25 protein-coding genes are annotated in these 26,103 nt (G+C 64.5%); 6 read left to right on the plus strand and 19 right to left on the minus strand.

Annotated elements, in window-relative coordinates; genetic code table 11:
• Positions 1-53 precede the first annotated feature (53 nt).
• From coaD to ssb, 4 genes are all read right to left on the minus strand, one after another.
• Complete coding sequence (gene coaD, locus DT069_RS03110) at positions 54-608, minus strand: pantetheine-phosphate adenylyltransferase (RefSeq protein WP_119458773.1); 555 nt, start codon at positions 606-608, stop codon at positions 54-56.
• On the minus strand, positions 601-3,384 hold the full coding sequence (gene gyrA / locus DT069_RS03115; protein ID WP_119458774.1) for a DNA gyrase subunit A: 2,784 nt from the start codon (positions 3,382-3,384) through the stop codon (positions 601-603). The genes coaD and gyrA overlap by 8 nt, the downstream gene beginning before the upstream one ends.
• Positions 3,385-3,649: 265 nt before the next feature.
• Positions 3,650-4,777, minus strand: coding sequence for an ABC transporter substrate-binding protein (locus tag DT069_RS03120; RefSeq protein ID WP_119458775.1), 1,128 nt, complete (start codon positions 4,775-4,777; stop codon positions 3,650-3,652).
• A 144-nt stretch (positions 4,778-4,921) separates the two neighbouring features.
• Positions 4,922-5,437 (minus strand): single-stranded DNA-binding protein, encoded by a 516-nt coding sequence (gene ssb / locus DT069_RS03125; protein ID WP_119458893.1) that lies wholly within the window; start codon positions 5,435-5,437, stop codon positions 4,922-4,924.
• A gap of 429 nt (positions 5,438-5,866) precedes the next feature.
• On the opposite strand from ssb, the gene uvrA reads away from it, so the two are divergent.
• From uvrA to trmFO, 4 genes are all read left to right on the plus strand, one after another.
• Complete coding sequence (uvrA, locus tag DT069_RS03130; protein WP_119458776.1) at positions 5,867-8,794, plus strand: excinuclease ABC subunit UvrA; 2,928 nt, start codon at positions 5,867-5,869, stop codon at positions 8,792-8,794.
• 24 nt (positions 8,795-8,818) lie between these two features.
• Positions 8,819-9,445 (plus strand): glutathione S-transferase family protein, encoded by a 627-nt coding sequence (locus tag DT069_RS03135; RefSeq protein ID WP_119458777.1) that lies wholly within the window; start codon positions 8,819-8,821, stop codon positions 9,443-9,445.
• Between the two features lie 19 nt (positions 9,446-9,464).
• Positions 9,465-9,866 (plus strand): hypothetical protein, encoded by a 402-nt coding sequence (locus tag DT069_RS03140; protein ID WP_119458778.1) that lies wholly within the window; start codon positions 9,465-9,467, stop codon positions 9,864-9,866.
• 61 nt (positions 9,867-9,927) lie between these two features.
• Entirely contained in the window at positions 9,928-11,304 is a 1,377-nt protein-coding gene (trmFO, locus tag DT069_RS03145) for a methylenetetrahydrofolate--tRNA-(uracil(54)-C(5))-methyltransferase (FADH(2)-oxidizing) TrmFO (RefSeq protein ID WP_119458779.1), read from the plus strand.
• 1 nt (position 11,305) lies between these two features.
• Here the strand turns inward: trmFO and DT069_RS03150 are convergent, their stop codons facing one another.
• Positions 11,306-12,178, minus strand: coding sequence for a phytoene/squalene synthase family protein (locus DT069_RS03150; protein WP_119458780.1), 873 nt, complete (start codon positions 12,176-12,178; stop codon positions 11,306-11,308).
• A gap of 121 nt (positions 12,179-12,299) precedes the next feature.
• On the opposite strand from DT069_RS03150, the gene DT069_RS03155 reads away from it, so the two are divergent.
• On the plus strand, positions 12,300-12,881 hold the full coding sequence (locus DT069_RS03155) for a urate hydroxylase PuuD (RefSeq protein WP_119458781.1): 582 nt from the start codon (positions 12,300-12,302) through the stop codon (positions 12,879-12,881).
• A gap of 76 nt (positions 12,882-12,957) precedes the next feature.
• On the opposite strand, the gene DT069_RS03160 is transcribed toward DT069_RS03155, so the two are convergent.
• The 4 genes from DT069_RS03160 to yajC form a co-directional block, all read right to left on the minus strand.
• A complete protein-coding gene (locus DT069_RS03160; protein WP_119458782.1) occupies positions 12,958-13,341 on the minus strand; it encodes an Mth938-like domain-containing protein in 384 nt (127 codons plus the stop codon).
• 14 nt (positions 13,342-13,355) lie between these two features.
• On the minus strand, positions 13,356-14,309 hold the full coding sequence (gene secF, locus DT069_RS03165; RefSeq protein WP_119458783.1) for a protein translocase subunit SecF: 954 nt from the start codon (positions 14,307-14,309) through the stop codon (positions 13,356-13,358).
• A gap of 7 nt (positions 14,310-14,316) precedes the next feature.
• On the minus strand, positions 14,317-15,876 hold the full coding sequence (gene secD, locus DT069_RS03170; protein WP_119458784.1) for a protein translocase subunit SecD: 1,560 nt from the start codon (positions 15,874-15,876) through the stop codon (positions 14,317-14,319).
• 66 nt (positions 15,877-15,942) lie between these two features.
• Positions 15,943-16,359, minus strand: a complete 417-nt coding sequence (gene yajC, locus DT069_RS03175) for a preprotein translocase subunit YajC (RefSeq protein ID WP_119458785.1) — start codon at positions 16,357-16,359, stop codon at positions 15,943-15,945.
• Positions 16,360-16,612: 253 nt separating this feature from the next.
• Between yajC and DT069_RS03180 the strand changes: the two genes are divergently transcribed.
• Positions 16,613-17,479 carry an ATP-binding protein gene (locus tag DT069_RS03180; RefSeq protein WP_119458786.1) on the plus strand — a complete coding sequence of 289 codons (867 nt, stop codon included), beginning with the start codon at positions 16,613-16,615 and terminating at the stop codon, positions 17,477-17,479.
• On the opposite strand, the gene DT069_RS03185 is transcribed toward DT069_RS03180, so the two are convergent.
• The 10 genes from DT069_RS03185 to DT069_RS03230 form a co-directional block, all read right to left on the minus strand.
• Positions 17,436-18,749: a peptidoglycan DD-metalloendopeptidase family protein gene (locus tag DT069_RS03185; RefSeq protein ID WP_119458787.1), complete on the minus strand. Its 1,314-nt coding sequence runs from the start codon at positions 18,747-18,749 to the stop codon at positions 17,436-17,438. The genes DT069_RS03180 and DT069_RS03185 overlap by 44 nt on opposite strands.
• Positions 18,750-18,837: 88 nt before the next feature.
• Positions 18,838-19,533 carry a protein-L-isoaspartate(D-aspartate) O-methyltransferase gene (locus tag DT069_RS03190; protein WP_119458788.1) on the minus strand — a complete coding sequence of 232 codons (696 nt, stop codon included), beginning with the start codon at positions 19,531-19,533 and terminating at the stop codon, positions 18,838-18,840.
• 28 nt (positions 19,534-19,561) lie between these two features.
• Positions 19,562-20,347, minus strand: coding sequence for a 5'/3'-nucleotidase SurE (surE, locus tag DT069_RS03195; RefSeq protein WP_119458789.1), 786 nt, complete (start codon positions 20,345-20,347; stop codon positions 19,562-19,564).
• A 5-nt stretch (positions 20,348-20,352) separates the two neighbouring features.
• On the minus strand, positions 20,353-21,642 hold the full coding sequence (gene serS / locus DT069_RS03200) for a serine--tRNA ligase (RefSeq protein ID WP_119458790.1): 1,290 nt from the start codon (positions 21,640-21,642) through the stop codon (positions 20,353-20,355).
• A gap of 135 nt (positions 21,643-21,777) precedes the next feature.
• Positions 21,778-22,584: a twin-arginine translocase subunit TatC gene (gene tatC, locus DT069_RS03205; RefSeq protein ID WP_425449959.1), complete on the minus strand. Its 807-nt coding sequence runs from the start codon at positions 22,582-22,584 to the stop codon at positions 21,778-21,780.
• Between the two features lie 3 nt (positions 22,585-22,587).
• Complete coding sequence (tatB, locus tag DT069_RS03210) at positions 22,588-23,028, minus strand: Sec-independent protein translocase protein TatB (RefSeq protein WP_119458791.1); 441 nt, start codon at positions 23,026-23,028, stop codon at positions 22,588-22,590.
• Between the two features lie 36 nt (positions 23,029-23,064).
• On the minus strand, positions 23,065-23,289 hold the full coding sequence (locus DT069_RS03215; RefSeq protein ID WP_119458792.1) for a twin-arginine translocase TatA/TatE family subunit: 225 nt from the start codon (positions 23,287-23,289) through the stop codon (positions 23,065-23,067).
• A gap of 102 nt (positions 23,290-23,391) precedes the next feature.
• Entirely contained in the window at positions 23,392-24,474 is a 1,083-nt protein-coding gene (locus DT069_RS03220; RefSeq protein ID WP_119458793.1) for an ABC transporter ATP-binding protein, read from the minus strand.
• A gap of 143 nt (positions 24,475-24,617) precedes the next feature.
• Positions 24,618-25,298, minus strand: a complete 681-nt coding sequence (gene scpB / locus DT069_RS03225) for an SMC-Scp complex subunit ScpB (protein WP_119458794.1) — start codon at positions 25,296-25,298, stop codon at positions 24,618-24,620.
• Positions 25,295-26,098 carry a segregation and condensation protein A gene (locus DT069_RS03230; protein ID WP_425449960.1) on the minus strand — a complete coding sequence of 268 codons (804 nt, stop codon included), beginning with the start codon at positions 26,096-26,098 and terminating at the stop codon, positions 25,295-25,297. The genes scpB and DT069_RS03230 overlap by 4 nt, the downstream gene beginning before the upstream one ends.
• Positions 26,099-26,103: the final 5 nt, after the last annotated feature.

Genomic DNA, 26,103 nt, shown 5'->3' on the forward strand with positions numbered 1-26,103 from the left:
TTTGGCCCGCCGATGAAAACCGGAAAACCGACCAGAAGGCTGTAACCTGCGGGTCAGGAATCCTTGAAGGTCTGGACGCTGGTCTTCTGGTTGTCGCCGTTCTGCCGTTCCCGGTCGAAGCAGGCGCGCAGCCGTTCGGCGACCCGCGGGCTGACGAAATGGCTGATATCGCCGCCGAGCCGGCCGATCTCCTTCACGAACCGTGACGAGATGAACTGGTGGCGGTCGGACGCCATCAGGAAGACCGTCTCGATGCCGGGATTGAGGCGCGCGTTCATGCCGGCCATCTGGAACTCGTACTCGAAGTCCGAGACCGCGCGCAGGCCGCGGATGATGACGCCGGCGCCGGCCGACTCCGCGAAGTGCATCAGGAGATTGTCGAACGCCTGGACCTCGACGGTCCGCCCGCCGGCGTTCAGCGCGGCGACCTCGGCGCGCACCAGCTCGACCCGCTCGTCGATGCTGAACAGCGGCCGCTTCCCGGCGTTGCGCGCGACACCGATGATCAGGCAATCGGCCAGCCGCGACGCCCGCCGAATAATGTCCATATGGCCGTTCGTGATCGGATCGAAGGTCCCCGGATAGATCGCGGTCCGCGCTTTACTCATCGATGGAGTCCCCCTCCTCTCCTACGGCTTCGGCCTCGTCTTCCGCCGCGCCGTTCACGGCGCCATCACCGTTCTCCCCATGGCCGTTTTCCCCATTGCCGTTCTGGTCGGCGAGCCGTGTCACCGAGGCGACCTGCTCGCCGTCCGCGACCTTGAACAGCACCACGCCCTGGGTCTTGCGGCCGGCAATGCGGATATCGTCAACCGGAAGCCGGATCAACTGGCCGCCGTCGGTAACCAGCATGATCTGGTCGGCATGTGCGATCGGGAAGGAGGCGACCACCGGCCCGTTACGGCTGGAGGTTTCGATGTTCGCGATGCCCTGCCCGCCGCGGCCGGTGACGCGGTATTCGTGGGCGGAGGTCCGCTTGCCGTAACCGTTCGCGGTCACGCTCAGGATGAACTCCTCGCTCGCCTCCAGCTCGGCATAGCGCTCCGGCGACAGGGCGTGGTTGCCGTCACCGCCGTTTTCCGCCTCCGCGCCCCCATTCTCGCCGGCTCGCCGACGCGCATTGGCGATGCGGAGATAGGCCTCGCGCTCGCTGCTGTCGGCCTCGACATGACGCAGGATCGACATGGAGATGACGGTGTTGCCTTCGGCCAGCCGGATGCCCCGGACGCCGACGGAGTTCCGGCCGCTGAAGACCCGGACATCGCCGACCGGGAACCGTATCGCCTGCCCGTTTCGCGTCGCCAGCAGCACATCCTCGTCCTCGGTGCAGGTCTGCACGCCGATCAGGCGTTCGCCGTCCTCGAGCTTCATCGCGATCTTGCCGTTCGCCTTGACGCTCGTGAAATCCGACAACCGGTTGCGCCGGATAGAGCCGCCCGAGGTCGCGAACATCACGAACATGTCCTTCCAGCTGCTTTCGTCCTCGGGCAGCGGCATCAGGGTCGAGATGGTCTCGCCCTCCTGGAGCGGCAGAAGATTGACGAGAGCCTTGCCGCGCGCCTGCGGGTTGCCGAGCGGCAGGCGGTAGACCTTCATCTTGTAGACCATGCCGGCAGTCGAGAAGAACAGCACCGGCGTATGGGTGTCGACGACGAAGAGCTGACTGACGAAATCCTCGCCGCGGGTCGACATGCCGGCGCGGCCCTTTCCGCCGCGGCGCTGCGCCCGGTAGGCGGAGACGGGAACGCGCTTGATATAGCCGCCGTGGGTCACGGTGACGACCATGTCCTCGCGCTGGATCAGGTCCTCGATATCATGCTCGAACTCGTTCTCCTCCAGCGTCGTCCGCCGTGGCGTCGCGAACTGGTCCCGAATCTCGATCAGCTCGGTACGCAGGATCTCCAGGCGCCGCGCGCGCGAGCCGAGGATCTCGAGGAAATCGGTGATACTCTTCGCCAGCGTCTTCAACTCGTCAGCGATCTTGTCGCGCTCGAGGCCGGTAAGGCGCTGCAGGCGCAGCTCCAGGATCGCACGGGCCTGCTCCTCCGACAGGCGATAGGTGCCGTCCTCCGCCACTGTGCGGCCCGGCTCGTCGATCAGCGCGATCAGGGGTTCGACCTCCTGCGCCGCCCAGGCCACCGCCATCAGCTGCTCCCGCGCCGTCGCCGGATCGGGCGCGCGGCGGATCAACTCGATCACCCGGTCGATATTGGCGACCGCGATGGCGAGGCCGACCAGGATATGCGCGCGCTCCCGCGTCTTGCCGAGCTCGAAGACCGTGCGCCGGGTGATCACCTCCTCACGGAAGGCGATGAAGGCGGCGATGATGTCCTTCAGGCTCATCAGCTCGGGCCGGCCGCCGTTGAGCGCGAGCATGTTGACGCCGAAGCTCGTCTGCAGCGGCGTATAGCGATAGAGCTGGTTCAGGACCACGTCGGCCATCGCATCGCGCTTCAGCTCGATGACGACGCGGACGCCGTCGCGGTCCGATTCGTCGCGCAGATCGGCGATCCCCTCGATCACCTTTTCCTGCACGACCTCGGCGATACGCTCGATCATCCGCGCCTTGTTCACCTGGTACGGGATCTCGGTGACGACGATCGCCTCGCGATCCTTGCGGATCTCCTCGACGTGGGCCCGGCCTCGCATCACCACTGAGCCGCGTCCGTTATGATAGGCTTCGCGGATGCCGGCCCGGCCAAGGACGGTGGCGCCGGTCGGAAAGTCCGGCCCCGGCACGAGCCGCATCAACGCGTCGATCGTGATCTCCGGAGTGTCGATATAGGCGCAGCAGGCGTCGATCACCTCGCCGAGGTTATGGGGCGGGATGTTCGTCGCCATGCCGACGGCGATGCCGCCCGCGCCATTGATCAGCAGGTTCGGGAAACGCGCCGGCAGGACCACCGGCTCCTCGGCCGATTCGTCGTAGTTCGGCTGGAAGTCGACGGTGTCCTTCTCGATGTCGTCGAGCAGCGCGCTGGCCGATCGCGCAAGCCGCACCTCGGTATAGCGCATGGCCGCCGGCGGGTCGCCGTCCATCGAGCCGAAATTGCCTTGCCCATCCACCAGCGGCAGGCGCATCGAGAAGTCCTGCGCCATCCGCACCATCGCGTCGTAAATCGCCGCGTCGCCATGCGGATGGAATTTACCCATTACGTCACCGACGACGCGGGCCGACTTGCGATATGGCTTGTTGAAGTCGTATCCGGCTTCCTTCATCGCGAAGAGAATCCGGCGGTGGACGGGCTTCAGCCCGTCGCGGACGTCGGGCAGCGCGCGGCTCACGATCACGCTCATCGCATAATCGAGATAGGAGCGCTTCATCTCCTCCTCGATCGTCACCGGCGTGATGTCGAAGGACGGTGGGGTGGGTGCGGTGGTCACTCGGTTTTTCCAGAAAAATCAATGACATACAAAGGCCACGCCGCCCCTCGCGCAGCGCCGGATCGGCGCGCTCGCAGGCGGGGTTAGCCCCAGGCTTTAAGATCCCGGAAACCTATCAGGTTTTGCAGGTGCGAACAATAAATTGTGCCCACGCAGGGCGTTCTCAAGAGGCTGTCGGCAGAATGATCGGAAGGAGAAAGGCGCCGTCGCTTATGAAGCAACGGCGCCCTCCGAAGTTCCCGCTTTTAGGCTTAATGCGGTAAAATCAATTCATTCCCGCCTTTACCTCGTTCACAAGCGTGATGTACTTGCCGCGATACGGTTCGTCAGGCTCCGGCTCAATCGACATAGCATTGAAAGTCGCTTCCGGATCATCCAATCCAAAGCTCTTGAGGAGTTCAGGGTCGATGAGATCATAGCTCCGCCTGTTCGAGTGAAAATATCCCTGATCCGTGACGAGATATTTCCCGACTTCCGGATCGAGCATCGCGTTGATGAGATCGTACGCCGCCTGCTCGTCGCCGGGTGCGCGTGCATGCCGGACGAGGCCACAGCAATAGCCGAGCATCCCCTCTTTCGGCACCATGTACTCGATCGGCACGCCTTGGTCTCGCAAAGCTTTCACCGAGCCGCTCCACGCATAGGCCGCGACGATCTCCCCAGATGCCATTGCTTGCTCCATCTGGGTGTTGTCCGACCAGTAGAAGCGCATCAGGTCACGCTGTTTCGCTAGATGCTTCCGAACATCGACAAGCTGCTCGTCGCTCAAGTGCAGGTAGTCATCAAAATAGCCAAGGATACGAGCGGAAATCTCGACCAGGGTCGTATCGGTGTCGTACATGGACAGCTTGCCCTTGTACTTCTCGTTGAACAACAAAGACCATGACGGTTCGGCCACATCCGCAGGGTCGACGAGATCGGTTCGATAAGCGACGGAAGCCGTGCCGGCATCCCAAGGAATGAAGTAGACCTCGCCGTTGAACGAGGTTTCCGGAATTGTCCTAAACTTCTCCCAAATATTTTCGTATTCCGGCACGCGAGAGATGTCGACCGGTTGCAGGATGCCTGCATCATTCCACCGTTTGATATTGTAGCTGCAGGGGTGCATGACATCGACATCGAACCCAGCAAGCATCTTTTGTAGCGCCTCCTCCTCGACCGCAAAGATCGAGAACTCCGGGGTGCCGCCATGCTCTTCCACATACTTTGGCATCAGTTCCGGAATGTCGTAGCCGGCCCAAGTGAGAAACGTCAGATCGCCCGCGGCACGGCTCGCGGTCGACAGCAGCGGCATCGCCGCGAACCCGAGCCCGGCCGCCCCGAGCGCGCGGTTAAACTCCCGGCGGGACATCTTTCCACCGAGCAGCCTATCAATAAATTTATTCTTTTCCATTGGTTACGGCTCCTTGCCAAGTCCCTGTCGAAGAACATGATCACAAAGTGGATCATGCGCTTGGCCGAGAAGACGCGCAAGCAGCCACACCGGCCCCGAACCGGGCCGGTGTCCAAGCGAGAAAGACAAGGAGTTAAGCCGAAGTCAAAACGGAATCTCGTCGTCGAGATCCGACATCGGGGCCGGTCCGCGGCTGCCGGACCGGCCGCCGCCCTGGCCGCCGCCATAGCCGCCGGAGCTGCCGCCATAGCCGCCCCCTGGGCCGCCCTCTTCGCCCTGCCCCTCGGCAAAGCCGCCGCCGCCTTCGCCGCGGCCATCGAGCATCGTCAGCTCGCCGCGATAACGCTGCAGCACCACCTCGGTCGTATACTTCTCCTGGCCCGACTGGTCGGTCCATTTCCGCGTCTGAAGTTGACCCTCGAGATAGACCTTCGAGCCCTTCTTCAGGAACCGCTCGATCACGTCGACGAGGCGGTCATTGAAGACGACGACGCGGTGCCATTCGGTCTTCTCCCGCCGCTCGCCGGAGGTCTTGTCCCGCCAGTTCTCGGAGGTCGCAACCGAGAGATTGGCTACGCGCGTCCCGTCCTGAGTGCTGCGGATTTCCGGGTCGCGCCCGAGATTGCCGATGAGAATGACCTTGTTGACGCTGCCAGCCATGACCTTACCCTCGCTGTCGATTTCTCGGGATCGTTCCTCGACGCCACCTTGCGGCTCCAAGCCTTGCTCACTTGTCATTGCCGGGCTTGACCCGGCAAATCCAGGGGCCGTACGCAGAACCGCGCCCGGCAGGACCCTGGATGCCCGGATCAAGTCCGGGCATGACAATCGGAGATAACTCTCGGAACCAATCGCAATCCGACCAGGAACAATCCGTTCTCTGTGTTCCGGGACTTTATACGGATTTCCCGCTTGCCCGCCACAGGCTTCTTGTAATCGGCCCGCCACAGGCTTCTTGTAATCGGATTGCGCGGAGCCACATATCCCGCGCGTCTGCGAAGCGCCTGTCGCGGTCGGTTTTCTGAGTCGATTTTTCCCGCCGCGGCGATAATATTCCGGCCCACATTCCAGAATCGGTCGATCTCTTTCATGCCCACGAAAACCGGGCCCCTAAGCACCGGGGCAACGAGCACCGGCGGTCACCAGATTTCCGTCCGCGGCGCCCGCGAGCATAATCTGAAGAATGTCGATGTCGACATCCCGCGCGACAGCCTAGTGGTCATCACTGGCCTGTCGGGCTCGGGCAAGTCCTCGCTGGCCTTCGACACGATCTATGCCGAGGGCCAGAGGCGCTATGTCGAGTCCCTGTCGGCCTATGCGCGCCAATTCCTCGAACTGATGCAGAAGCCCGACGTCGACTCGATCGAAGGCCTGTCGCCGGCGATCTCCATCGAGCAGAAAACGACCTCGAAGAATCCTCGCTCCACCGTCGGCACGGTGACGGAGATCTACGACTATCTGCGCCTGCTCTTCGCCCGCATCGGTGTGCCCTACTCACCGGCCACCGGCCTGCCGATCGAGAGCCAGACGGTAAGCCAGATGGTCGACCGCGTCATGGCCATGGCGGAGGGCACCCGCCTCTATCTGCTCGCGCCCGTGGTGCGCGGCCGCAAGGGCGAATACCGGAAGGAGCTGGCGGACCTGCAGAAGCGCGGCTTTCAGCGGGTCAAGGTCGACGGCGCGCTCTACGAGATCGACGAGGTGCCGGCCCTCAACAAGAAGCTGAAGCACGACATCGAGGTGGTGGTCGACCGGCTGGTCGTCCGCCCTGGGATCGAGTCGCGCCTCGCCGACAGCCTGGAGACTGCGCTCCAGCTATCCGACGGGCTGGTATTCGTCGATGACGCCGACGCCAAGCAATCGGGCAAGAAGGGCGACGTTGCGGGCCGGACGATCTTCTCCGCCCGTTTCGCCTGCCCGGTTTCCGGCTTCACCATCGACGAGATCGAACCACGCCTGTTCTCGTTCAATAACCCGTTCGGCGCCTGCCCTGTCTGTGACGGGCTCGGGACCAAGCTCTATTTCGATCCGGTGCTGGTGGTTCCCGACGATCGGAAGAGTCTGCGCGAAGGCGCCATCGCGCCCTGGGCGAACTCCTCATCGCAATATTACATGCAGACGCTGGACAGCCTCGCCCGGCACTATCGGTTCAGCATGACCGATCCGTTCGCCGAGCTGTCGGAGGCGGTCCGCAATGCGATCCTGTTCGGATCCGGCAAGGATGCAATCACGATACATTATGACGACGGGCTGCGCAGCTATCGCACGCAGAAGCCGTTCGAGGGCGTCATCAACAACATGCAGCGGCGCTGGCGCGAGACCGACAGCGCCTGGATCCGCGACGAGCTGTCTCGCTATCAGTCTACGAGCCCCTGTGAAGCCTGCCAGGGGCAGCGGCTGAAACCCGAGGCGCTCGCCATCAAGATCGCTGGGCGCAACATCGCCGAGATCTCCGCAATGTCGATCGCGCAGGCCGGCGCATGGTTCGCCGAGCTCAATGACGGCTTGACCGAAAAGCAGCGCGAGATCGCCTATCGAATTCTCAAGGAAATCAACGAGCGGCTCGGCTTCCTGAACAGCGTCGGCCTCGACTATCTGACGCTCGACCGGGCTTCGGCAACGCTGTCCGGCGGCGAGAGCCAGCGCATCCGCCTCGCTTCGCAGATCGGCTCGGGGCTAACCGGCGTGCTCTATGTCCTCGACGAGCCGTCGATCGGCCTGCATCAGCGCGACAATGCCCGCCTGCTCGACACGCTCCGGCATCTGCGCGACCTCGGCAACACCGTGCTCGTCGTCGAACATGACGAGGATGCGATTCGGGCCGCCGACTATCTGATCGATATGGGGCCGGCCGCCGGCGCCCATGGTGGGCGCGTGATCGCCGCCGGCCTGCCGGCGCAGGTCATGCAGAGCACCGAAAGCGTGACGGCGCAATATCTGACGGGAGTTCGGCAGGTGCCGCTGCCGAAGGCGCGCCGGCCGGGTGCCAAAGGTCAGGCGATCCGCATCGTCGGCGCGCGGGCGAACAATCTGAAGAATATCTCGGTCGCGGTACCGGTCGGCACCTTCACCTGCGTGACTGGCGTCTCCGGCGGCGGTAAATCGACCCTGATCATCGAGACGCTCTACAAGGCGCTGGCCCGCCGGCTCAACGGCGCGCGGGAGCATCCCGGCGACCATGACCGGATCGAAGGCCTCGAGTTCCTCGATAAGATCGTCGACATCGACCAGTCGCCGATCGGCCGCACGCCACGTTCCAACCCGGCGACCTATACCGGCGCCTTCACCCCGATCCGAGACTGGTTCGCCGGCCTGCCGGAGGCGACGACCCGCGGCTACAAGCCCGGCCGCTTCTCCTTCAACGTCAAGGGCGGTCGGTGCGAGGCCTGCCAGGGCGACGGCGTCATCAAGATCGAGATGCATTTCCTGCCCGACGTCTATGTCCAGTGCGACGTCTGCAAAGGCAAGCGCTACAATCGCGAGACACTCGAGGTCACCTTCCGGAACAAGTCGATCGCCGACGTGCTCGACATGACGGTGGATGAGGCGGCCGAGTTCTTCAAGGCGGTGCCGGCGATCCGCGACAAGTTCGTTACGCTGCAGCGCGTCGGCCTCGGCTATATCCATGTCGGCCAGGCGGCGACGACCCTTTCAGGCGGCGAGGCGCAGCGGGTGAAGCTGGCCCGCGAGCTGTCCCGCCGGGCGACCGGCCGCACCCTCTACATCCTCGATGAGCCGACGACCGGGCTGCATTTCGAGGATGTTCGCAAGCTCTTGGAGGTGCTGCAGGCACTCGTCGACCAGGGCAACACCGTCGTCGTGATCGAGCACAATCTCGAGGTGATCAAGACCGCCGACTGGATTCTCGATCTCGGTCCTGAGGGCGGCGACAAGGGCGGAAGGGTGGTGGCCGCCGGCACGCCCGAGCAGGTCGCGGCGGTACCGGAGAGCTACACCGGCCACTATCTCGCGCCCTATCTCCGCGCACCGATGACGAAGGCGAAGAAGCGAGCCTGACGGGTCGAAAGGGGGGACTCGACGATGTACAAGCTGTATTACAATCCAGGCAGCGCCAACATGGCGCCGCATGCCGCGCTGGAGGAGATCGGCACACCCTATGAGCTTGTGCTCATCGATACCGAGAAGCGCGAGCATCACAGCGAAGCCTACCGCAAAATCCATCCGCATTCCCGCGTCCCAGCACTGGTCGACGGTGACCTCGTCATGTACGAATCGGCGGCGATCGTGCTGTATCTCTGCGATCGCCACCCGGAGGCCGGCTTAGCGCCCGCCATCGATACGCCGGAGCGCGCGCTCTATCTCCAATGGATCGCCCACCTGACCAACACGGTGCAGGAGGCGCTGATGCATTGGCATCATCCGGATTTCTACGCGCCGGACGAGAGCTCACGCGCCGCGGTGAAGGCCGAGGCGGAGCGCCGGCTCGACCGGATGTGGGGCTACTTCGACGGGGTTCTCGCCAAATCGGGGCCCTATCTGCTCGGCGAGCGGTTCAGCGCGGCCGATCTGTTCTTCACGATGCTGACCCGCTGGACCCGGAATATGGCGAAGCCGGCGACGACCTATGAGAACGTTCGGCGTTGCGCCGAACTGGTGCGCGCCCGCCCCGCCTATCAACGGATGATGCAGGCAGAAGGCATTTCCTGACCGAGGGTGTGACGCGACAATGGCCGAAATTTACGTAGCGCGGAGCGCGACGCTGAACAAATGGGCGTCCGACGTCGGGCTGAGCAAGAATGTCTTCAAGGTCGGCTGCACCGACGCGCCGCTGAAACCATTAATCCATGCCGGCTGGGCCGGGGAAAGCGACTGGGCCCTGGTGAAGAAGCAGGAGGTCGAGGGGGTGACCGAGGACGAGATCATTGATCGGCTGTCGGGCAAGGAGAAGATGATAGACCCGAATCTCTATCCGAAGATCAAGGGCGCCACCGGCATCTTCAAGGTTTCCCCCACTCATGTGGAGAACCATATCCTCGTGTCGCGGGCCTTGGCCGGCGAGCAGAATCGCGCGCCCAAGCTGAAGCCGGTGGATTTCGCCGCCTATCTCATTCACAACGCGTTGCGCTGAGAGGTCTGCCGATCACCGGATCGGTTGCTGACACCCCTTCGGGACGCTATCTCTTCATCCGATGAGCCATGACGGGACAACACCGGTGCATGTGATCGGCGGCGGTCTTGCCGGCAGCGAGGCTGCGTGGCAACTCGCGCGCGCCGGCGTTCCGGTCGTGCTACACGAGATGCGGCCGCTGCGCCGGACCGAGGCGCATGGGACCGACGGCATGGCCGAGCTGGTCTGCTCGAACTCCTTCCGCTCCGACGACGCTTTTCACAATGCGGTGGGCCTGCTGCATGAGGAGATGCGGCGCTGCGACTCCCTGATCCTCGCCGCGGCCGATGCGCACAAGCTGCCGGCGGGCGGCGCACTCGCCGTCGACCGCGTGGCGTTTTCCAGGACGGTCACCGCGCGGCTTGAGGCCGAGCCGCTGATCACCATCGCCCGCGGTGAGATCGCCGATCTGCCTCCCGCCGACTGGGACCAGGTCATTCTCGCAACCGGCCCGCTGACCTCCCCTGCACTGGCCGAGGCGATCCACCGGCTGACTGGCGAGGAGTCGCTCGCCTTCTTCGACGCCATCGCGCCGATCGTCTACAAGGAGTCGATCGACCTTGAACAGGCTTGGTTCCAGTCACGTTACGACAAGGGCGGTCCCAGCGGCTCGGACGGTGCCGACTATATCAACTGCCCGCTCGACCGCACGCAGTACGAGGCCTTCGTGGCGGCGCTGCTGGCCGGCGAGAAGACCGAGTTCAAGGACTGGGAGGCGGACACGCCCTATTTCGAGGGCTGCCTGCCGATCGAGGTGATGGCGGCGCGCGGGCCCGAGACACTGCGCTACGGCCCGATGAAGCCGGTCGGCCTGACCGATCCGCGCACCGGCCGGCGACCCTATGCCGTCGTGCAGCTTCGACAGGACAATGCGCTCGGCACGCTCTACAACATCGTCGGCTTTCAGACGAAGCTGAAATATGCCGAGCAGGTGCGGATCTTCCGGACGATCCCCGGCCTGGAGCAGGCCGAGTTCGCGCGGCTCGGCGGCCTGCATCGCAATACCTTCCTGAACAGCCCGCGCCTGCTGGATTCGCGGCTTCGGCTGCGAGCGCAGCCGCGCCTGCGCTTCGCCGGGCAGATCACCGGCGTCGAAGGCTATGTCGAGAGCGCCGCCATCGGCCTTCTGGCGGGCCGGTTCGCGGCCGCGGAGCGGCGCGACGCCGATCTGCCCCCGCCGCCTCCGACGACGGCGTTGGGGGCGCTGCTTGGCCATATTACCGGTGGCGCCGACGCCCGCAGCTTCCAGCCGATGAACGTGAATTTCGGCCTGTTCCCGCCCCTGCCTGAGGCAATTACCGGACGCAAGGGCCGAACGCAGCGAAAGCCCGCGCTCGCGACACGCGCCCTCGCCGATCTCGATCGCTGGCTCAGCGCCGTTCCGGCGGCGGCGGAATAGGTCAGTACCGGCCCCGAAGGGCGCTGAAGGCGAGGCGCCAGGCGCGGCCCGGTGGCGCTTCCTGCACACGTCCGTCGAAGACATTGTAGCCGGCCTTCTCCAGATCCCGAAGATATAGGTCTGCCAATACCGCAGGCAGTAGGGCCGGCAGGAGCCGGCGTGGTATTTCGCGCTGCTGTTTCCGGGCCTTCCCAAGATATGTGCGGGCCATTTGCGCCACCTCCCGCACGACCTCGGCCAGTTGCGGTGACGGACGAAATTCGAAGACATCGTCCGGCCGAACGCCGGTCCGCGTCGTCAGATCTTCCGGCAAATATAGCCGCCTCGCCCGGGCGTGAAAGGGGACCGCGCGCAGCAGGCCGACCAGCGCCCAGGCGACGCCGATATCGCGCCCGGCCGCCCGCGCCGGCTCTTCCCTGCCCTCGCCGTCCGCCTCTCGATGCCCCGAAAGGAGCTCAAGCGCCAGCAGAACGAGGCTGGACGACGTGCCCTCGGCATAGCCGACCAGCGCCGATAGCGTTTTCGGGGGCGCATCCTCCATATCCGCCTCGCGGGCGTCGAGCAGCCGGTCGAAATGGACCCGCGACAACCCATGCCGGTCGACGGCCGCAGCAAGGGGCTGGACAACGGCGTGGTGCCGGACCGTGCCGGCATAGATGCCGTCGATCGACTCCCGCCACCATTGCAGGCGGATCATACCCATCATCGGCTCGCGCACCATTTCCCGCGTCCGCGCCACCTCCAGGTTGAAGGCATAAAGGGCAAGGAGATCTTCGCGTGACCCGGCCGGGGCGAACAAAGCCGTAAGAAACCGGTCGTGGTCGTCGCGGCGCACCAGATCGGCGCAATAGGAGAGTTCTGGCCGGTTCGCCATATCTTAATCCTGTCCGTCTTAGATTCTTCGCGGAATCGGCGGATTTGGCCGCATACTGCGCTGACACCACAACATATTGCGGCTCGATCGGCCTAGCTTGCTGTAGCCATTGGAGGCAGCCATGAAGAATCCGCTCGAATCACTGCATGCGACGCTCGTCATCGGACTTCTCGGAGCCGTCATTCTTCTGCTCATCCTGCACACCGGCGTCGTGGATGAAGCCGGCTATTACCAATTCCTGTTTCGCTGGTTCCACGTTCTTGCCGGCGTCCTGTGGGTCGGTCTCTTGTACTACTTCAACTTCGTGCAAATGCCGTCCATGCCGAAAATCCCCGACGATCAGAAGCCGGCCATCGGCAAGGTGATCGGCCCCGCCGCGCTGTTCTGGTTCCGCTGGGCCGCGGCTGCGACGGTGTTGTTCGGCCTGATCACGGCGCACCTGAATGGCTATCTGGTCGAGGCACTCACCTTCCAGCAGGGCGTTGCCACCATCGGAATTGGCATGTGGTTGGCACTCATCATGGCTTTCAACGTCTGGTTCGTCATCTGGCCGAACCAGAAGCGCGCGCTCGGCCTCGTCGAGGCGGATGCCGAGGCGAAGAAGCGATCGGCGCGACAGGCGATGCTGTTCTCGCGGGCGAACACGCTCCTGTCGATCCCGATGCTGTATTGCATGGTCGCACAACAGCAGGGTCTCGCGTGATCCGGAACACGGCCCGCCAGACGACGAAGCGGGGCCGTTTTGGCCCCGCTTTTTCTTCGCCTCCTGCAAGACCGCGTCAGGGCACGGCAATCAGCGCGGCGGCAACCTGCCGGCCCTCGGCCATCAGGACGTTGTAGGTGCGACAGGCCGCGCCCGTATCCATCGGCTCGACCACCACGCCCGCCGCCCGCAGGCGGTCGCGAAGCGCCGGCGGGACCATCGCCATCCGTTGTCCGCAACCGAGCAGAAGGACATTGACCGTCCCGGCCTCCCCCGCTCGCGCGACCTCGTCAAGGCTTTCGGGCGTGATCGCCTCGCTGCTGTCGACGGGCCACGGCAGCGTCCGATCGGGAAAGACCAGGATCGACCCTTCGATCGCAGTGCCGCTGATCCGAAACCGCCCCTCACCGTAGGATTCGATGATCTGCCGGCCCGCAGGGATGAGCGGGGTCAAGTCCAAGGTCCGTCAGCCCGCTAGTCGCCTGAACCGGCCGGATCCGCGGCGGGCCGCGCGGTGGATTCCTTCGCGCTTCTGCTCGGCCGCAAATTGAAATAGATCAACATCGGCGCGGCTACAAAGACTGTCGAGTAGGTGCCGATCAGCACACCCCAGATCAACGCTAGGCTGAATCCGCCCAGAACGTCGCCGCCGAAGACATAGAGGACGATCAGCACCAGCAGGACAGACCCGCCGGTCATGATCGTGCGCGACAGCGTCTTGTTAATGGCCAGATTAATCAGGTCCGGCAGCGGCATGGTCTTGTATCGGCGCAATTCCTCGCGCACTCGGTCATAGACTACGACCGTGTCGTTGATGGAATAGCCGGCGACGGTGAGGACAGCTGCTACCGAGGTCAGGTTGAACTCGAGGCCGAGGAGCGCAAAAAGCCCCACCGTAGTAATGACATCGTGGAATAGCGCGATAATCGCATTGACCGCGAACTGCCACTCGAAGCGGAACCAGATGTAGATCATGATTCCGATTATCGCCAGGACGATAGCGGTAATGGCATCGCGTACCAGTTCTGCCCCCACCGTGGGGCCGACGAATTCGGTACGGCGATACTCGTACCCCTCGCCGAGCGCTTCCTTCACCTGTGCGATGGCGCGAACCTGAGCCGCTTCGTCGCCCTCCTGGCGCTGGATTCGGATCAGCACATCGTCCGGAGAACCGAATTCCTGCAGCGCCACCTCGCCGAGGCCGAGATCCGCCAGCGCGTCCCGCATCTCCGTCAGATCCGCGGTTCCCGGCGTCCTGACCTCCATCAAGATACCGCCCTCAAAATCGATTCCGAAGTTGAGGCCCTTGAAGGCGACCAAGCCGATCGAGCCGAGCATCATGATCAGCGACAGGAGAATAAAAGTCCTCCTTGGCCGCATGAAGTTGATGCGGGTGTCGGGGCGAATGAACTGAATACCGCGGAACATCGGAGCGTTAAATCGGCACGGTTTTGGGGCGGGCTTTGCGGAGCCAGAGGACGGCAATCAACCGGGTCACCATGATCGCCGTGAACAGGGTCGTAATGATACCGATGCCCAGCGTAACGGCAAATCCCCGCACCGGCCCGGATCCGAACTGGTACAGAAGCACGGTCGAGATCAGAGTCGTAAGGTTGGCATCGACGATGGAGCTCATGGCCTCGCGATAGCCGGTATCGATCGCCGTGACCGGGCTGCGGCCGTTACGGATCTCTTCCCGAATCCGCTCGAAGACCAGCACGTTGGAGTCGACGGCCATGCCGAGCGTCAGCACGATTCCGGCGATACCCGGAAGCGTCAGCGTGGCTTGGAGCAGCGAAAGGGCCGCGAGCAGCAGGATCCCGTTGAAGATCAGAGCGATGTTGGCGAACAGGCCGAAGAGGCCATAGGCCACGAGCAGCGTTGCCACGATCAGCACCAGCCCAACCATGCTCGCCATCGTGCCGGCCCGGATCGAGTCCGCGCCGAGACCGGCGCCGACAGTACGCTCCTCCAGCACGGTCAGCGGCGCCGGCAAGGCGCCGGCGCGGAGCAGCAGGGCCAGATCCTGGGCCGACTGCACGGTGAAGTTGCCGCTGATCACGCCGCTGCCGCCGAGAATAGGCTCGCGGATAACCGGTGCGCTGATCACCTCGCCGTCAAGGACGATCGCGAACAGCCGGCCGACATTCTCCCGAGTCGCGTCGCCAAACCGGTTGGCCCCGATGGAATCGAACCGGAAGCTCACCACCGGCTGCCCGTCCTGGAATGTCGGTTGCGCGTCGACCAGGTTCTCGCCGCTGACCATGACGCGTTTCTGAACGACATAATGCCGCGGGAGACCCGGCTCGTCGTCGACGCTGGGCAACCGCTCCAAAGTCGGGGGAATCGATGCGGCCTCGGGCGACACCGAACTGTCGACCAGGCGGAACGTCATCTTCGCGGTCTTGCCGATCAGCTCCTTGACGCGCTCGGGGTCCTTGACGCCGGGGAGCTGAACCAGGATCCGATCATTGCCCTGACGCTGGATCGTCGGCTCGCGCGTTCCGGTTTCGTCGATCCGCCGGCGGACGATCTCGATCGACTGCTCGACGGCGCGCCGCGCCCTATCCTCGACCGCCTGTTCCGTCATTGCGATGCGCACGACGCCGTTCTCGATCGACAGGTCCATGTCGCCCGCAACGTCCTCCAGCAGCCCGCGGACCTGATCGGCGGTCGTGGGGTCGCGCAGCGTCACGGTCACCGCATTGCCTTCAATGCCGAGGCCGGTATAGCCGATATCGGCTCCCCGCAACTCGCTTCGCACGGAGTCGACCACCATGGCCAACTGCTCGCGAATCACGGACTCGACCTCGACCTCCAGCAGAAGATGCGACCCGCCCTGTAGGTCGAGGCCCAGATTGACCTGCTGATGCGGCAGCCAGTCCGGCAGCCGCTCGGCAAGATCACGGCTGATCAGATTGGGCGCGGCATAAGCCACGCCGGCGATTAGAACCGCCACGATCAGAATGATCTTCCATTTCGCAAAATGAATCATGGGAACCGCTTCGCAGCGCGCGACGGACCGGCGATCAACCCAGCCATTGTCCTGTCGGCTCCGGGCCTATTTGCCGCGCCCGCCGATCTGTCGGCTTCGGGCCTTCTTGTCCCCGTTCTCCGCAGCGCTCTCCTCCTCGAGGTCCGCCTCTTCGGCATTATCGGCCGGCGCCGTCTTCGACAGGACGTCTGTGATCGTTGCGCGAACGATCCGGACACGGACACCATCGGCGATCTCGAGCTGCGCTTCCGTATCGCTCAGAATCTTTGTGACCACGCCGATGATCCCGCCGGCCGTGACCACGCGATCCCCGCGCCGCAGGCCCGCGACCATCGCCTTATGCGCCTTCATCTTCTTCTGCTGAGGGCGAATCAGCAGAAAATAAAAGACAACAAAGATGAGAATCAGCGGCGCAAGCTGGATCAGGAACGAGCCTTCGCCGGCGGCACCCGCAGTCTGCGCATAAGCGGGGGAAATGAACATCAGGGTCTCCTCGTTTGCCGGCCGGACTATACCGACACAATCACGAATTGCAATGACATCTGCGGACGCCGCGGTTTGGCGAAGCCGGCGCTTTCACAAGGATATTTCGCGGGGGCCAGGTACGCCTTCCATGCCGGATGGCCGCCCCCGCGGCAACAATATTGAACCGGCCGGACTATATGATAGGCTCGCCGCCCGCTACGCAGCGTTAGGGCATAAGATGGGGTCACCAAACCCCGAACACGAGTCGCCAATGACAAATTTCGACCGAGACGCCGCCGTCCTGCCGTTGCTGCACTCGATCGCCGAAGCGCTGGAGCGGTTGGCGCCGCCGCCGCCCACATCGGCCGATCTCGGCGCCGCCGACGCCTTCATCTGGCATGCCGAGGGCGAGTGGCTCGAAGCGGTCCCGACGGTTAACCGTGTCGAGATCGAGCTTCTCCGCGGTGTGGACCGCCTGCGCGACATCCTGCTCGACAACACGCGGCGCTTCGCCGACGGCCTCCCCGCAAACAACGCCCTGCTCTGGGGTGCCCGGGGCATGGGCAAAAGCTCTCTGGTCAAGGCGGTCCATGCCGCCGTCAACGCGGACCGGCCGGGCGCCTTAGCGCTGGTCGAGATCCACCGCGAGGATCTCGTCTCCCTGCCGCGCCTGCTGCATCGGCTCCGGGGCCAGCGTCGCTCCGTCCTGTTCTGCGACGACCTCTCCTTCGACGGCGGCGATGCCAGTTACAAATCGCTGAAGGCGGTCCTCGAGGGCGGGCTGGAGGGGCGGCCGGAGAACGTCATCTTCTACGCCACCTCGAATCGCCGCCATCTGATGCCGCGCGACATGATCGAGAACGAGCGGTCGACTGCCATCAACCCGGCAGAGGCGGTCGAGGAGAAGGTCTCACTGTCCGATCGGTTCGGGCTCTGGCTCGGCTTTCATAACTGCGACCAGGACACCTATTTCGCGATCATCGAAGGCTATGCGCGCCGCTATCGCCTGAGCGTGCCGGTGGAGACACTGCACGCCGAAGCCAATGAATGGGCGGTGACGCGCGGCGCTCGCTCCGGCCGGGTCGCCTGGCAATTCATCCAAGATCTGGCGGGGCGCCTCGGTCAGCGTCTCGATTGAGCGCCGCCCCCTGCTCACCGAGGTGCGAGGTGGGATCGACCGAGCGGGCTCCGCGGCGCAGTTCGAAATGGAGCTGCGGGGTCGAGACGCTGCCGCTGCTCCCGACCCGCGCGATGGTCTGCCCGCGCGAAACCTTGTCGCCCCGCCGGACGAGCAGCGACTCATTGTGGGCATAGGCCGACATCCAGCCATCCGCATGGCGGATCAGCAGTAGATTTCCGAACCCGCGCAGTTCGTTTCCGGCATAGGCGACGACCCCGTTCTCGGCGGCCCGAACCGGCGTGCCGCGCGGAGCGGCGATGTTGATGCCGTCATTATGCAGGCCGCCGTCCTTCGGCCCGAAACTTGACAGGACGCGGCCATTGACGGGCCACAGAAACGTGCCGCTGCTCAATGGTGCCGGCTGCGGAACGACCACGGGCACGGCAGCGACGGGTTTGGCCGGAAGCGCCGGCGATACCGATGCCAAGCTTTCCGGATCGGGGGGCGCGGGCTGCGCGGCCGCGGTCGACTCGGTTTGCGCCGGGACCGTTTCAGCGGCCGCCGGCGATGGCGCGCTCCGCGGGGTTGGCAGCGGAACCGGCCCGGTCTGCGGTAGCAGCAGCGGCGTCGGGGGTTGGGACGCCGCCGGCCCGCTCGAACGCGCTGCGGGGCTCGGCGATGGGCCGGCCGTCGCAGCCGGCCCCGAGCCGAGCGGCGGGAGTTCCTCCACGGTCATCGATCTTGCCGGCGCCGGCGCTGGCGCCGCTGTCCGCACCGGCGCAGACGCGGTGGTCTTCGCGATATCTACCGATGCGACCTCGACCACGGCCGGCAGCCGCAACTGCTGGCCGACTTGGATGACGTAGGGCGGCGGGATGTCGTTGACCCGGGTCAGTGTGCTCTGATCGACCCCATAGCGGTGGGCAATGCTCCAGATCGTGTCTTCGGGCTGCACGATATGCGACTGGGGCGCCGGGATGACGAGGTGCGTTCCCGCCGACAGCTGGTAGGGCGGAGTCAACTGATTGACGTCGATTACCGATCGCACGGGTACGTTGAATCGACCGGCGACTCCATAGACTGTATCGCCGGGAATCACCGTATAGTCCCGCATTCCGGGCCCCAGCGGAGGGGCCGAACGGAGCGCGCCGCTTTGGATCGTGCCGGGATTGGCTGCCGACAGATTTGCCTCGCCGCCGAGCGGCCGGCCCGATTGGTTGCATCCGGCGAGCACGAGGCTCGTCATCAGCGCCGCAAGCAGCGGCAATCCTTTGCAGAGTCCAGCCATCACGTTGCGTGCTTTCGATTCCCCTTGGCCGTCAGCTTTACCGTCAGGCCCCGCTCGGTTGATCGCGTTGGACGGATCGAACCATATTTCATGCCAAATTGCGTCCGCGCGGTCCAGCGGAACCGGTAGAGCGCGACCTGTCCTCCTCCTTTGGGAGTGCCCCGGCGATCAGCGGCACGAACCGGACGTCGCCGAGCTTCTCGCGCCGCGGGCCCTCTTCGGTTCGGCTGATCCGGTAGAGCTCCTGGTCGCCCCTATCCGGGCCGATCGGCAGAACCAGCAGGCCGCCGTTCGCGAGTTGCTCGTAGAGGGCCTGCGGCACGTCATCGGCCGCCGCGGTGACGATGATGCGGTCGAACGGTGCCTGTTCCTTCCATCCGCGGCTGCCATCTCCGGCCTTTGTCACCGTATTGTGCAGCCGCAGCGCGGCAAAGCGCTCCTCCGCCTCGCGCAGTAGCGAACGATGGCGCTCGATCGTGTAGACCCGCCGGGCCAACCGTGAGAGCACCGCGGTCTGATATCCGGACCCGGTGCCGATCTCCAGAACCTTATGACGCTTCTCGACCCGCAGGGCCTGCGTCATCAGCGCGACGACCTGCGGCTGGCTCAGCGTCTGACCATGGCCGATCGGCAGAGTTCGATCTTCATAGGCCTGATCGAGAAAGGGTTGCGGAACGAACGCTTCGCGGGGAATCCGCTCGACCGCGTCGAGCACCGCCGTATCGGTTATGCCCGATCGGCGCAGATACATGATGAGCCGAATCTTGCGCGCTGCCAGACTCAAGAAAAAACCCTTCTCAAGAATACCTTTCTCAAGGGAAAACCTTCTTCAGTTGGCGCAGAGTCGCCGCATGGGTCAGGTCGAGATGGAGCGGCGTCACCGAGATCGCCCCGTGGCGCGTTGCCGCAAGATCGGTCTGCTGACCGACGGACTCGTCGCTGCAGAAATCGCCGATCCACACATAGGACCGGCCGACCGGATCCTGCATCTCGACGATCTCGATACCCGACTGTCGGCGCCCCTGGCGAACGACGCGGGCGCCGACGACCTCGTCCGCGGGCAAATTAGGAAAATTGACGTTGATCAGGACGCCGAATGGCCATTCAACCGAAGTCAGACGGCGAATGATATCCGGCGCATGATGTTCGGCCGTATGCCAGCGGACGTTCTGTGTGCCGTTGCTGCGGGTCTGGCTGAAGGCGATGGCGGGAATTCGCAGGAGCGTGGCCTCCATCGCCGCCGCGATCGTGCCAGAATAAGTCACGTCCTCGCCGAGATTGCCGCCGCGATTGACGCCGGAAAGGACAAGGTCGGGCCGTCGCCCCTTGATGATGTGATTGACGGCCAGCAGGACGCAGTCGGTCGGCGTGCCGTCCACCGCGAACCGGCGCGAGTTCAGCCGGCGGATCTGCAGCGGGCGCCGCAGGGTCAGCGAATGGGCGGCGCCGCTTTGCTCGGCCTCCGGCGCCACGACCCAGACGTCGCTGGACAGGCTGCGCGCCGCCTTCTCGAGCACCTTCAGGCCCGGTGCGTTGATGCCGTCGTCGTTGCTGATCAGGATCCGGGCCTTGCCGAGATCCAGCGGCGCATCAAGCATGGGCGTTATTCATCAGCGCTATTGGCGATTTTGATGACCTCGGTCCCGCCCATATAGGGATGCAGCGCCTCCGGCAGGACGACCGAGCCGTCCGCCTGCTGATAATTCTCCAGAAGCGCGACCATCGTCCGGCCGATGGCCAGCCCGGAGCCGTTCAGCGTATGGACGAACCGGGTCCCCTTCTCCCCGGCGCGACGGAAGCGTGCCTTCATCCGGCGAGCCTGGAACTCGCCGCAGTTGGAGCAGCTTGAGATCTCCCGATAGGCACCCTGGCCCGGCAGCCAGACCTCGATATCGTAGGTCTTCTGGGCCGCGAATCCCATATCGCCGGTCGACAGCACCATGACCCGGTAGGCGAGGCCAAGCCGCTTCAGCACCGCCTCGGCGCAGGCCGTCATCCGCTCATGCTCTTCGGCCGATTGGTCGGGATGAGCGACGCTTACCAGCTCGACCTTGCTGAACTGATGCTGGCGGATCATTCCGCGAGTATCTTTGCCGGCCGCACCGGCTTCGGACCGAAAGCAGGGCGTGTGCGCCGTGAAGCGGAGTGGCAGCTTTTCCTCGTCCAGGATCTCGTCGGCGGCGAGGTTGGTGAGTGGAACCTCGGCGGTTGGAATGAGCCATAAGCCTTCCCGCGTGCGAAACAGGTCGTCGCCGAACTTCGGCAGCTGACCGGTTCCGTACACGGCGCTATCCCGCACCAGATAGGGCGGCACGATCTCGGTATAGCCGAACTCCTGGGTATGCAGGTCGAGCATGAAGGCGGCCAGTGCGCGCTCCAGCCTGGCAAGCGCTCCCTTCAGAACGACGAACCGGGCACCCGAGAGCTTCGCGGCGGCATCGAAATCCATCAGGCCGACGCCCTCGCCGATCTCGAAGTGCTGCTTCGCCGGAAACCCGAGCTCCGGCGGTCGGCCGACCTGTCGCAGCTCGACATTCGCCGTTTCATCGGCACCGTCGGGGATATCCGCAGCCGGCAGGTTCGGGATGCTCTCGAGCAGGCGGTCTAGCGCAGTCGCGGCCGCCTGCTCCTGGGCCTCGGTGCCCTGCATCGCATCCTTGAGCGACGCCACCTCGGCGACGAGCTGGTCCGCATCCTCTCCCTTGCCCTTGGCAATCCCGATCCGTTTCGACAGCTCGTTGCGCCGCTGCTGCATCTCCTGCAGCGCGGTTTGCGCGGCGCGGCGCTCGGCGTCGAGCTCCAGGATCTCGGCCGATTTCGGCGCCAAGCCGCGGCGCCCGAGTCCCTGATCGAACAGCTCGGGGTTATCGCGAATCCATCTCAGATCGAACATGAGAGTGTGAGGTCGTCCAGTTTGCGGAGTTCAGGCAGGTCCCCGCTTTATAAGGCGATGCCTCTCCATCGTCCATTCCGGAACATCGGCGAAGCGGCGGTATTTTTCAGTCGGGTCGCTGGGTCAATCGACCGGTCATTCCACACCGGCGTCGCGAAGCCGCTCTGCCTCCGCCTTCTCGCGCTGCCGCTCCATCATCCGGGCCAGCCAGATCGAGAGTTCGTAAAGCAGAATCATCGGCACGGCGAGGCTGATCTGGCTGATCGGGTCGGGCGGGGTCACGATCGCGGCAACGATGAAGCAGCCGACGATCGCGTAGCGGCGCTTGCTGGCCAGCCCCTGCGGCGTGACGATGCCGGCGCGGGCCAGCAGCGTCAGCAGTACGGGAAGCTGGAAGCACAGGCCGAAGGCGAAGATCAGCTTCATCACGAGCGAGATGTACTCGCCCACCCGCGCCTCCAGTTCGATCGGCAGGCTTTCGGGGCCGCCCGACGTCTGAAAGCCGAGGAAGAATTCCCAGGCGAGCGGCAGCAGCAGATAGTAGAGGACCGAAGCTCCGATGAGGAACAGAACCGGCGTCGCCACCAGGAACGGCAGGAACGCCTTACGCTCATGCTTGTAGAGCCCTGGCGCGACGAACATCCACAGCTGGCTGGCGAAGATTGGAAAGGAGATGCAGGCGGCCCCGAAGAAGGCCACCTTCACCTGGGTGAAGAACACCTCGGTCAGGTCCGTATAGATGAACCGCTGGCCTGTCTGCTGCAGCAGGATGTCAGCAAGCGGCTGCGCCAGGAAGTCGAATATATTCTGGGCGAAGTAGAAGCAAACGCCGAACGCGACCGCCAGCGCCACAACTGAATACAAGAGGCGTGTGCGCAGCTCGATCAGGTGATCGAGCAGCGGCATTTTCTTTGCGTCGTCGATGGGTTCGGACTGAGACACGGACTATGCGCTTTTCGACGTGGGTGCCTCGATGGGTGCCTCAGCTGGCTCCGGCGACGGCTTCGGCGAAATCTTGTTCGGCTGCGCCTCGGACGACGGAGCATCCGAGGCGGGCGGGTTCTCCGCTTTGGAGATGGCGACGGGCTTCTTGTCGTCGAAATCAGGCTTGACCGCTTTCGACACTTCGCCTGTCGGATCTATCGTCTTCTCCAGCTCGCGATTGAGATTCGTCCGGCTGGCGGACTGAAGCGTCTTCTTCGCCTCGTCGAGTTCCGCCTCGCGAACCAGCTCGTCCACGCCGCTTTGGAACTCGCGCGCCAGTTTGCGCGCCTTCCGGACCCACAGAGCGACGGTCCTGAGCGCGTTCGGTAGCTCCTTGGGGCCGAGGATGAGCAGCGCCACGAGGGCGATCACCGCCATCTCGGACCAGCCGAGATCCAACATACCTCTGCCTTTCCTGGCTAACCCGCGCCGGCAGGCTTAGCTGGCGACCTTGTCTTTCTGAGTGGTCGTTTTGTCCGTCTCGATCGCGCCATTGGCAGACGCGTCGACCTTTTCCTTGTCCTCTTCCTTCAGGCCCTTCTTAAAGGCGTTGATGCCCTGGCCCATGTCCCGCATGAGCTTCGGGATCTTGCCGGCGCCGCCGAACAGAAGCAGCACGATGGCCAGCACGATCAGCCAGTGCCAGATACTAAAGCTTCCCATTACGAAATCTCCTTGTCTGCCGTGACCATGCAACTCTGGGCGGCCCTGGAGCGACTATGGCAAAAAGCCTCTCCGCCCGCAACGCATGCGTCCCGTCGCTTCTTATTTAAGCGACTCGACCGGGAATACAAAGGCTTGGCTTCGATCCAGCTCGACGCCGAGAGCCTCCCCCTCTCCAGGCAGAAACCACCCCGGCATGCGGGAATGGAGATGCAGCCGGCCATTCTGCGGATCGTCCGCCCGGAGATGCACGAGGCTGGTTCGGCCCAGCATCCGCGAGGCGATCACATGCAGCACGGGCTTCCCCTCGCCCGCCGCCTCCTCGGCTTGTCCGGCGCGGGTCAAGCGCAAGGCCTCGGGTCGGATCAGCACATCGACCGCGGCGCCATCAGGCAGGTTCGGCGCCGTCAGCGGACCGAAGAGCGTCGCCACGCAGCCATCCCGGACGGTTGCGGTGAACTGGTTGACCTGGCTGAAGAAACCGGCGGAAAAGGCGTCTACGGGCCGATAATAGAGGTCCGCGGGCGCGGCATCCTGGATGATCCTGCCGCTGCGCATCAAGGCGATCCGGTCCGCCATGAACATGGCTTCCTCCGGATCGTGGGTCACCATGAGCGTCGCCGTTCCGCCCCCCTTCAGAACATGCAGCGTCTCGTCGCGAACCTGGTCCCGCAGCCGAGCGTCGAGGCCCGAGAACGGCTCGTCGAGCAGCAGTACCTTCGGTTCGGGGGCCAGGGCCCGGGCCAGGGCCACGCGCTGCTGCTGGCCGCCGGACAGCATATGCGGATAGGCGTCCCGATAGTCGCCCATGCCGACTTGCGCCAGGACGGCAAGGGCCCGCTCGCGCCGCCGCTGCGCCGGAAGCCGCTGAAGGCCGAAGGCCACATTGTCGATCACCCGCAGATGGGGAAACAGCGCATAGTCCTGGAATACCAGACCGACGCCGCGGCGTTCGGGCGGCAGGTTGACATGGGCATCCGCGACCACCTCGCCCCCCATCTTGACCGTACCGCTTTGCAGGTCCTCGAGTCCCGCAGCAATGCGCAGGGCCGTCGATTTGCCGCAGCCGGACGGCCCGAGCAGGCAGACCAGCTCGCCCGGGGCAATGCCGAGATTGAGGCGATCGACAGCGCGCACCGCGCCAAATGCGTGGCTGACGTCCTCAAGGAGCAGGGCCGGCGTCATGGGTCTCGGTTTCGGTATCCTTGGCGGAGTCACGGCGATAGCAGCAGGAGGCCGTATTTGCGATGAACGCGCGGATCGCGGTCACGGTTTTGAGATGTATTGAGAATGCTTCGCAGCTTCAATAGATATCAATGTCGAGCGAGCTATTCCTCGTCGGCCAGCCGCTCATAGGCCGCTTCGTCCTCTCCGGACAGGGCCTCCTCGCCGTCCTCCCCATCTTCGTCCTCCTCGTCGGACTCGCGCGGCCCCGCCGCCGCCATCATCTGCGCGCCGAGCGTCGAAATGGCTGGCCGCGCATCCAGCAGCCCGGCCGCTTTCAACTCCTGGACGCCGGGCAGCGCATCGCAGCTTTCGAGCCCGAAATGGTCGAGAAAACCTTCCGTCGTGACCCAGGTCACCGGCCGGCCGGGTGTCTGCCGGCGCCCTTTCGGCCGAATCCAGCCCGCCTCGAGCAACGTATCGAGCGTGCCCTTCGAGATTGCCACGCCGCGGATCTCCTCGATCTCGCCCCGCGTCACCGGCTGGTGGTAGGCGACGATCGCCAGCGTCTCGACCGCGGCGCGCGACAGTTTGCGGACGACCTGCCGCTCGATTTGCAGCCTCGATGTCAGGTCCGGCGCGGTCCGGAACGCCCATCTGCCGCCGATACACATGAGATTTACGCCCCGATTCGCGTAGGTCCCCGTAAGCTCCTCGAGCAGGCCTGCAATGTCCGCACCCTCCGGAAGACGGGCCTCGAGATCGCGCTCCGCCACCGGTTCGGCCGCGGCGAACAGGAATGCCTCGACCATGCGCAGCAGTTGAAAACGGTCGTCCATCGTCATTGCTCACTTCCCGAAACCGGGCGCAGATAGATCGGCCCGAAGGTACTGTCCTGGCGGAGCTGCGCGCGGCCCGAGCGCACCAGCTCGAGGCTGGCAGCGAAGGTGGCGGCCATCGCCGAGCGGCGGCGCAGGCCATGCTTCATGTCGGGCGGCAGGAAGCTGCTGAGGGTCCGCCAATCAGGCACATGGCCCAGCATATCGCCTAACCGCTTCAGCGCATCGTCCATGGAATAGAGATCGGTCGGCAGCACCCGAAGGACGTCGACGCGGGTGCGGCCCGCATGACTGCCATAGGCGGACAGCAACTCGTAGAGGCTCAGGTCATAGACCGGCTTCGAGACGACGCTGAAGACCTCGGGCATGCCGCGCCGGAAGAAGTCCTGGCCGAGCTGCGGCCGCGCCACCAAGCGCGCCCCGGCCTGCTGCATGGCTTCCAGCCTCTGAAGCTGGAAGGCCAGCGCCGCCGCCATCTCGGCGCCGGTCGGCTCGCCGCCCTCCTCCTCCGGCTCGGGAAGCAGGAGCTTCGATTTCAGATAGGCGAGCCAAGCCGCCATCACCAGATAATCCGCCGCCAGCTCCAGCCGCAGGCGCCGCGCCCGCGCGACGAAGGAAAGATATTGATCGGCCAAATCGAGGATCGACAGCCGGGCCAGATCCACCTTCTGCTCGCGTGCGAGTGTCAGAAGGACGTCGATCGGTCCACCATAACCGTCGAGGTCGAGAACGAACTGGTCGTTCGCCCCCCCGTCCGGCCGGGCATCCTCGAACGGGGCGTCCTCGAAACTGTCGTCGGTCGGCACCGTCG

Source organism: Virgifigura deserti, from assembly GCA_003576685.1.
GTDB lineage: Bacteria > Pseudomonadota > Alphaproteobacteria > Dongiales > Dongiaceae > Virgifigura > Virgifigura deserti.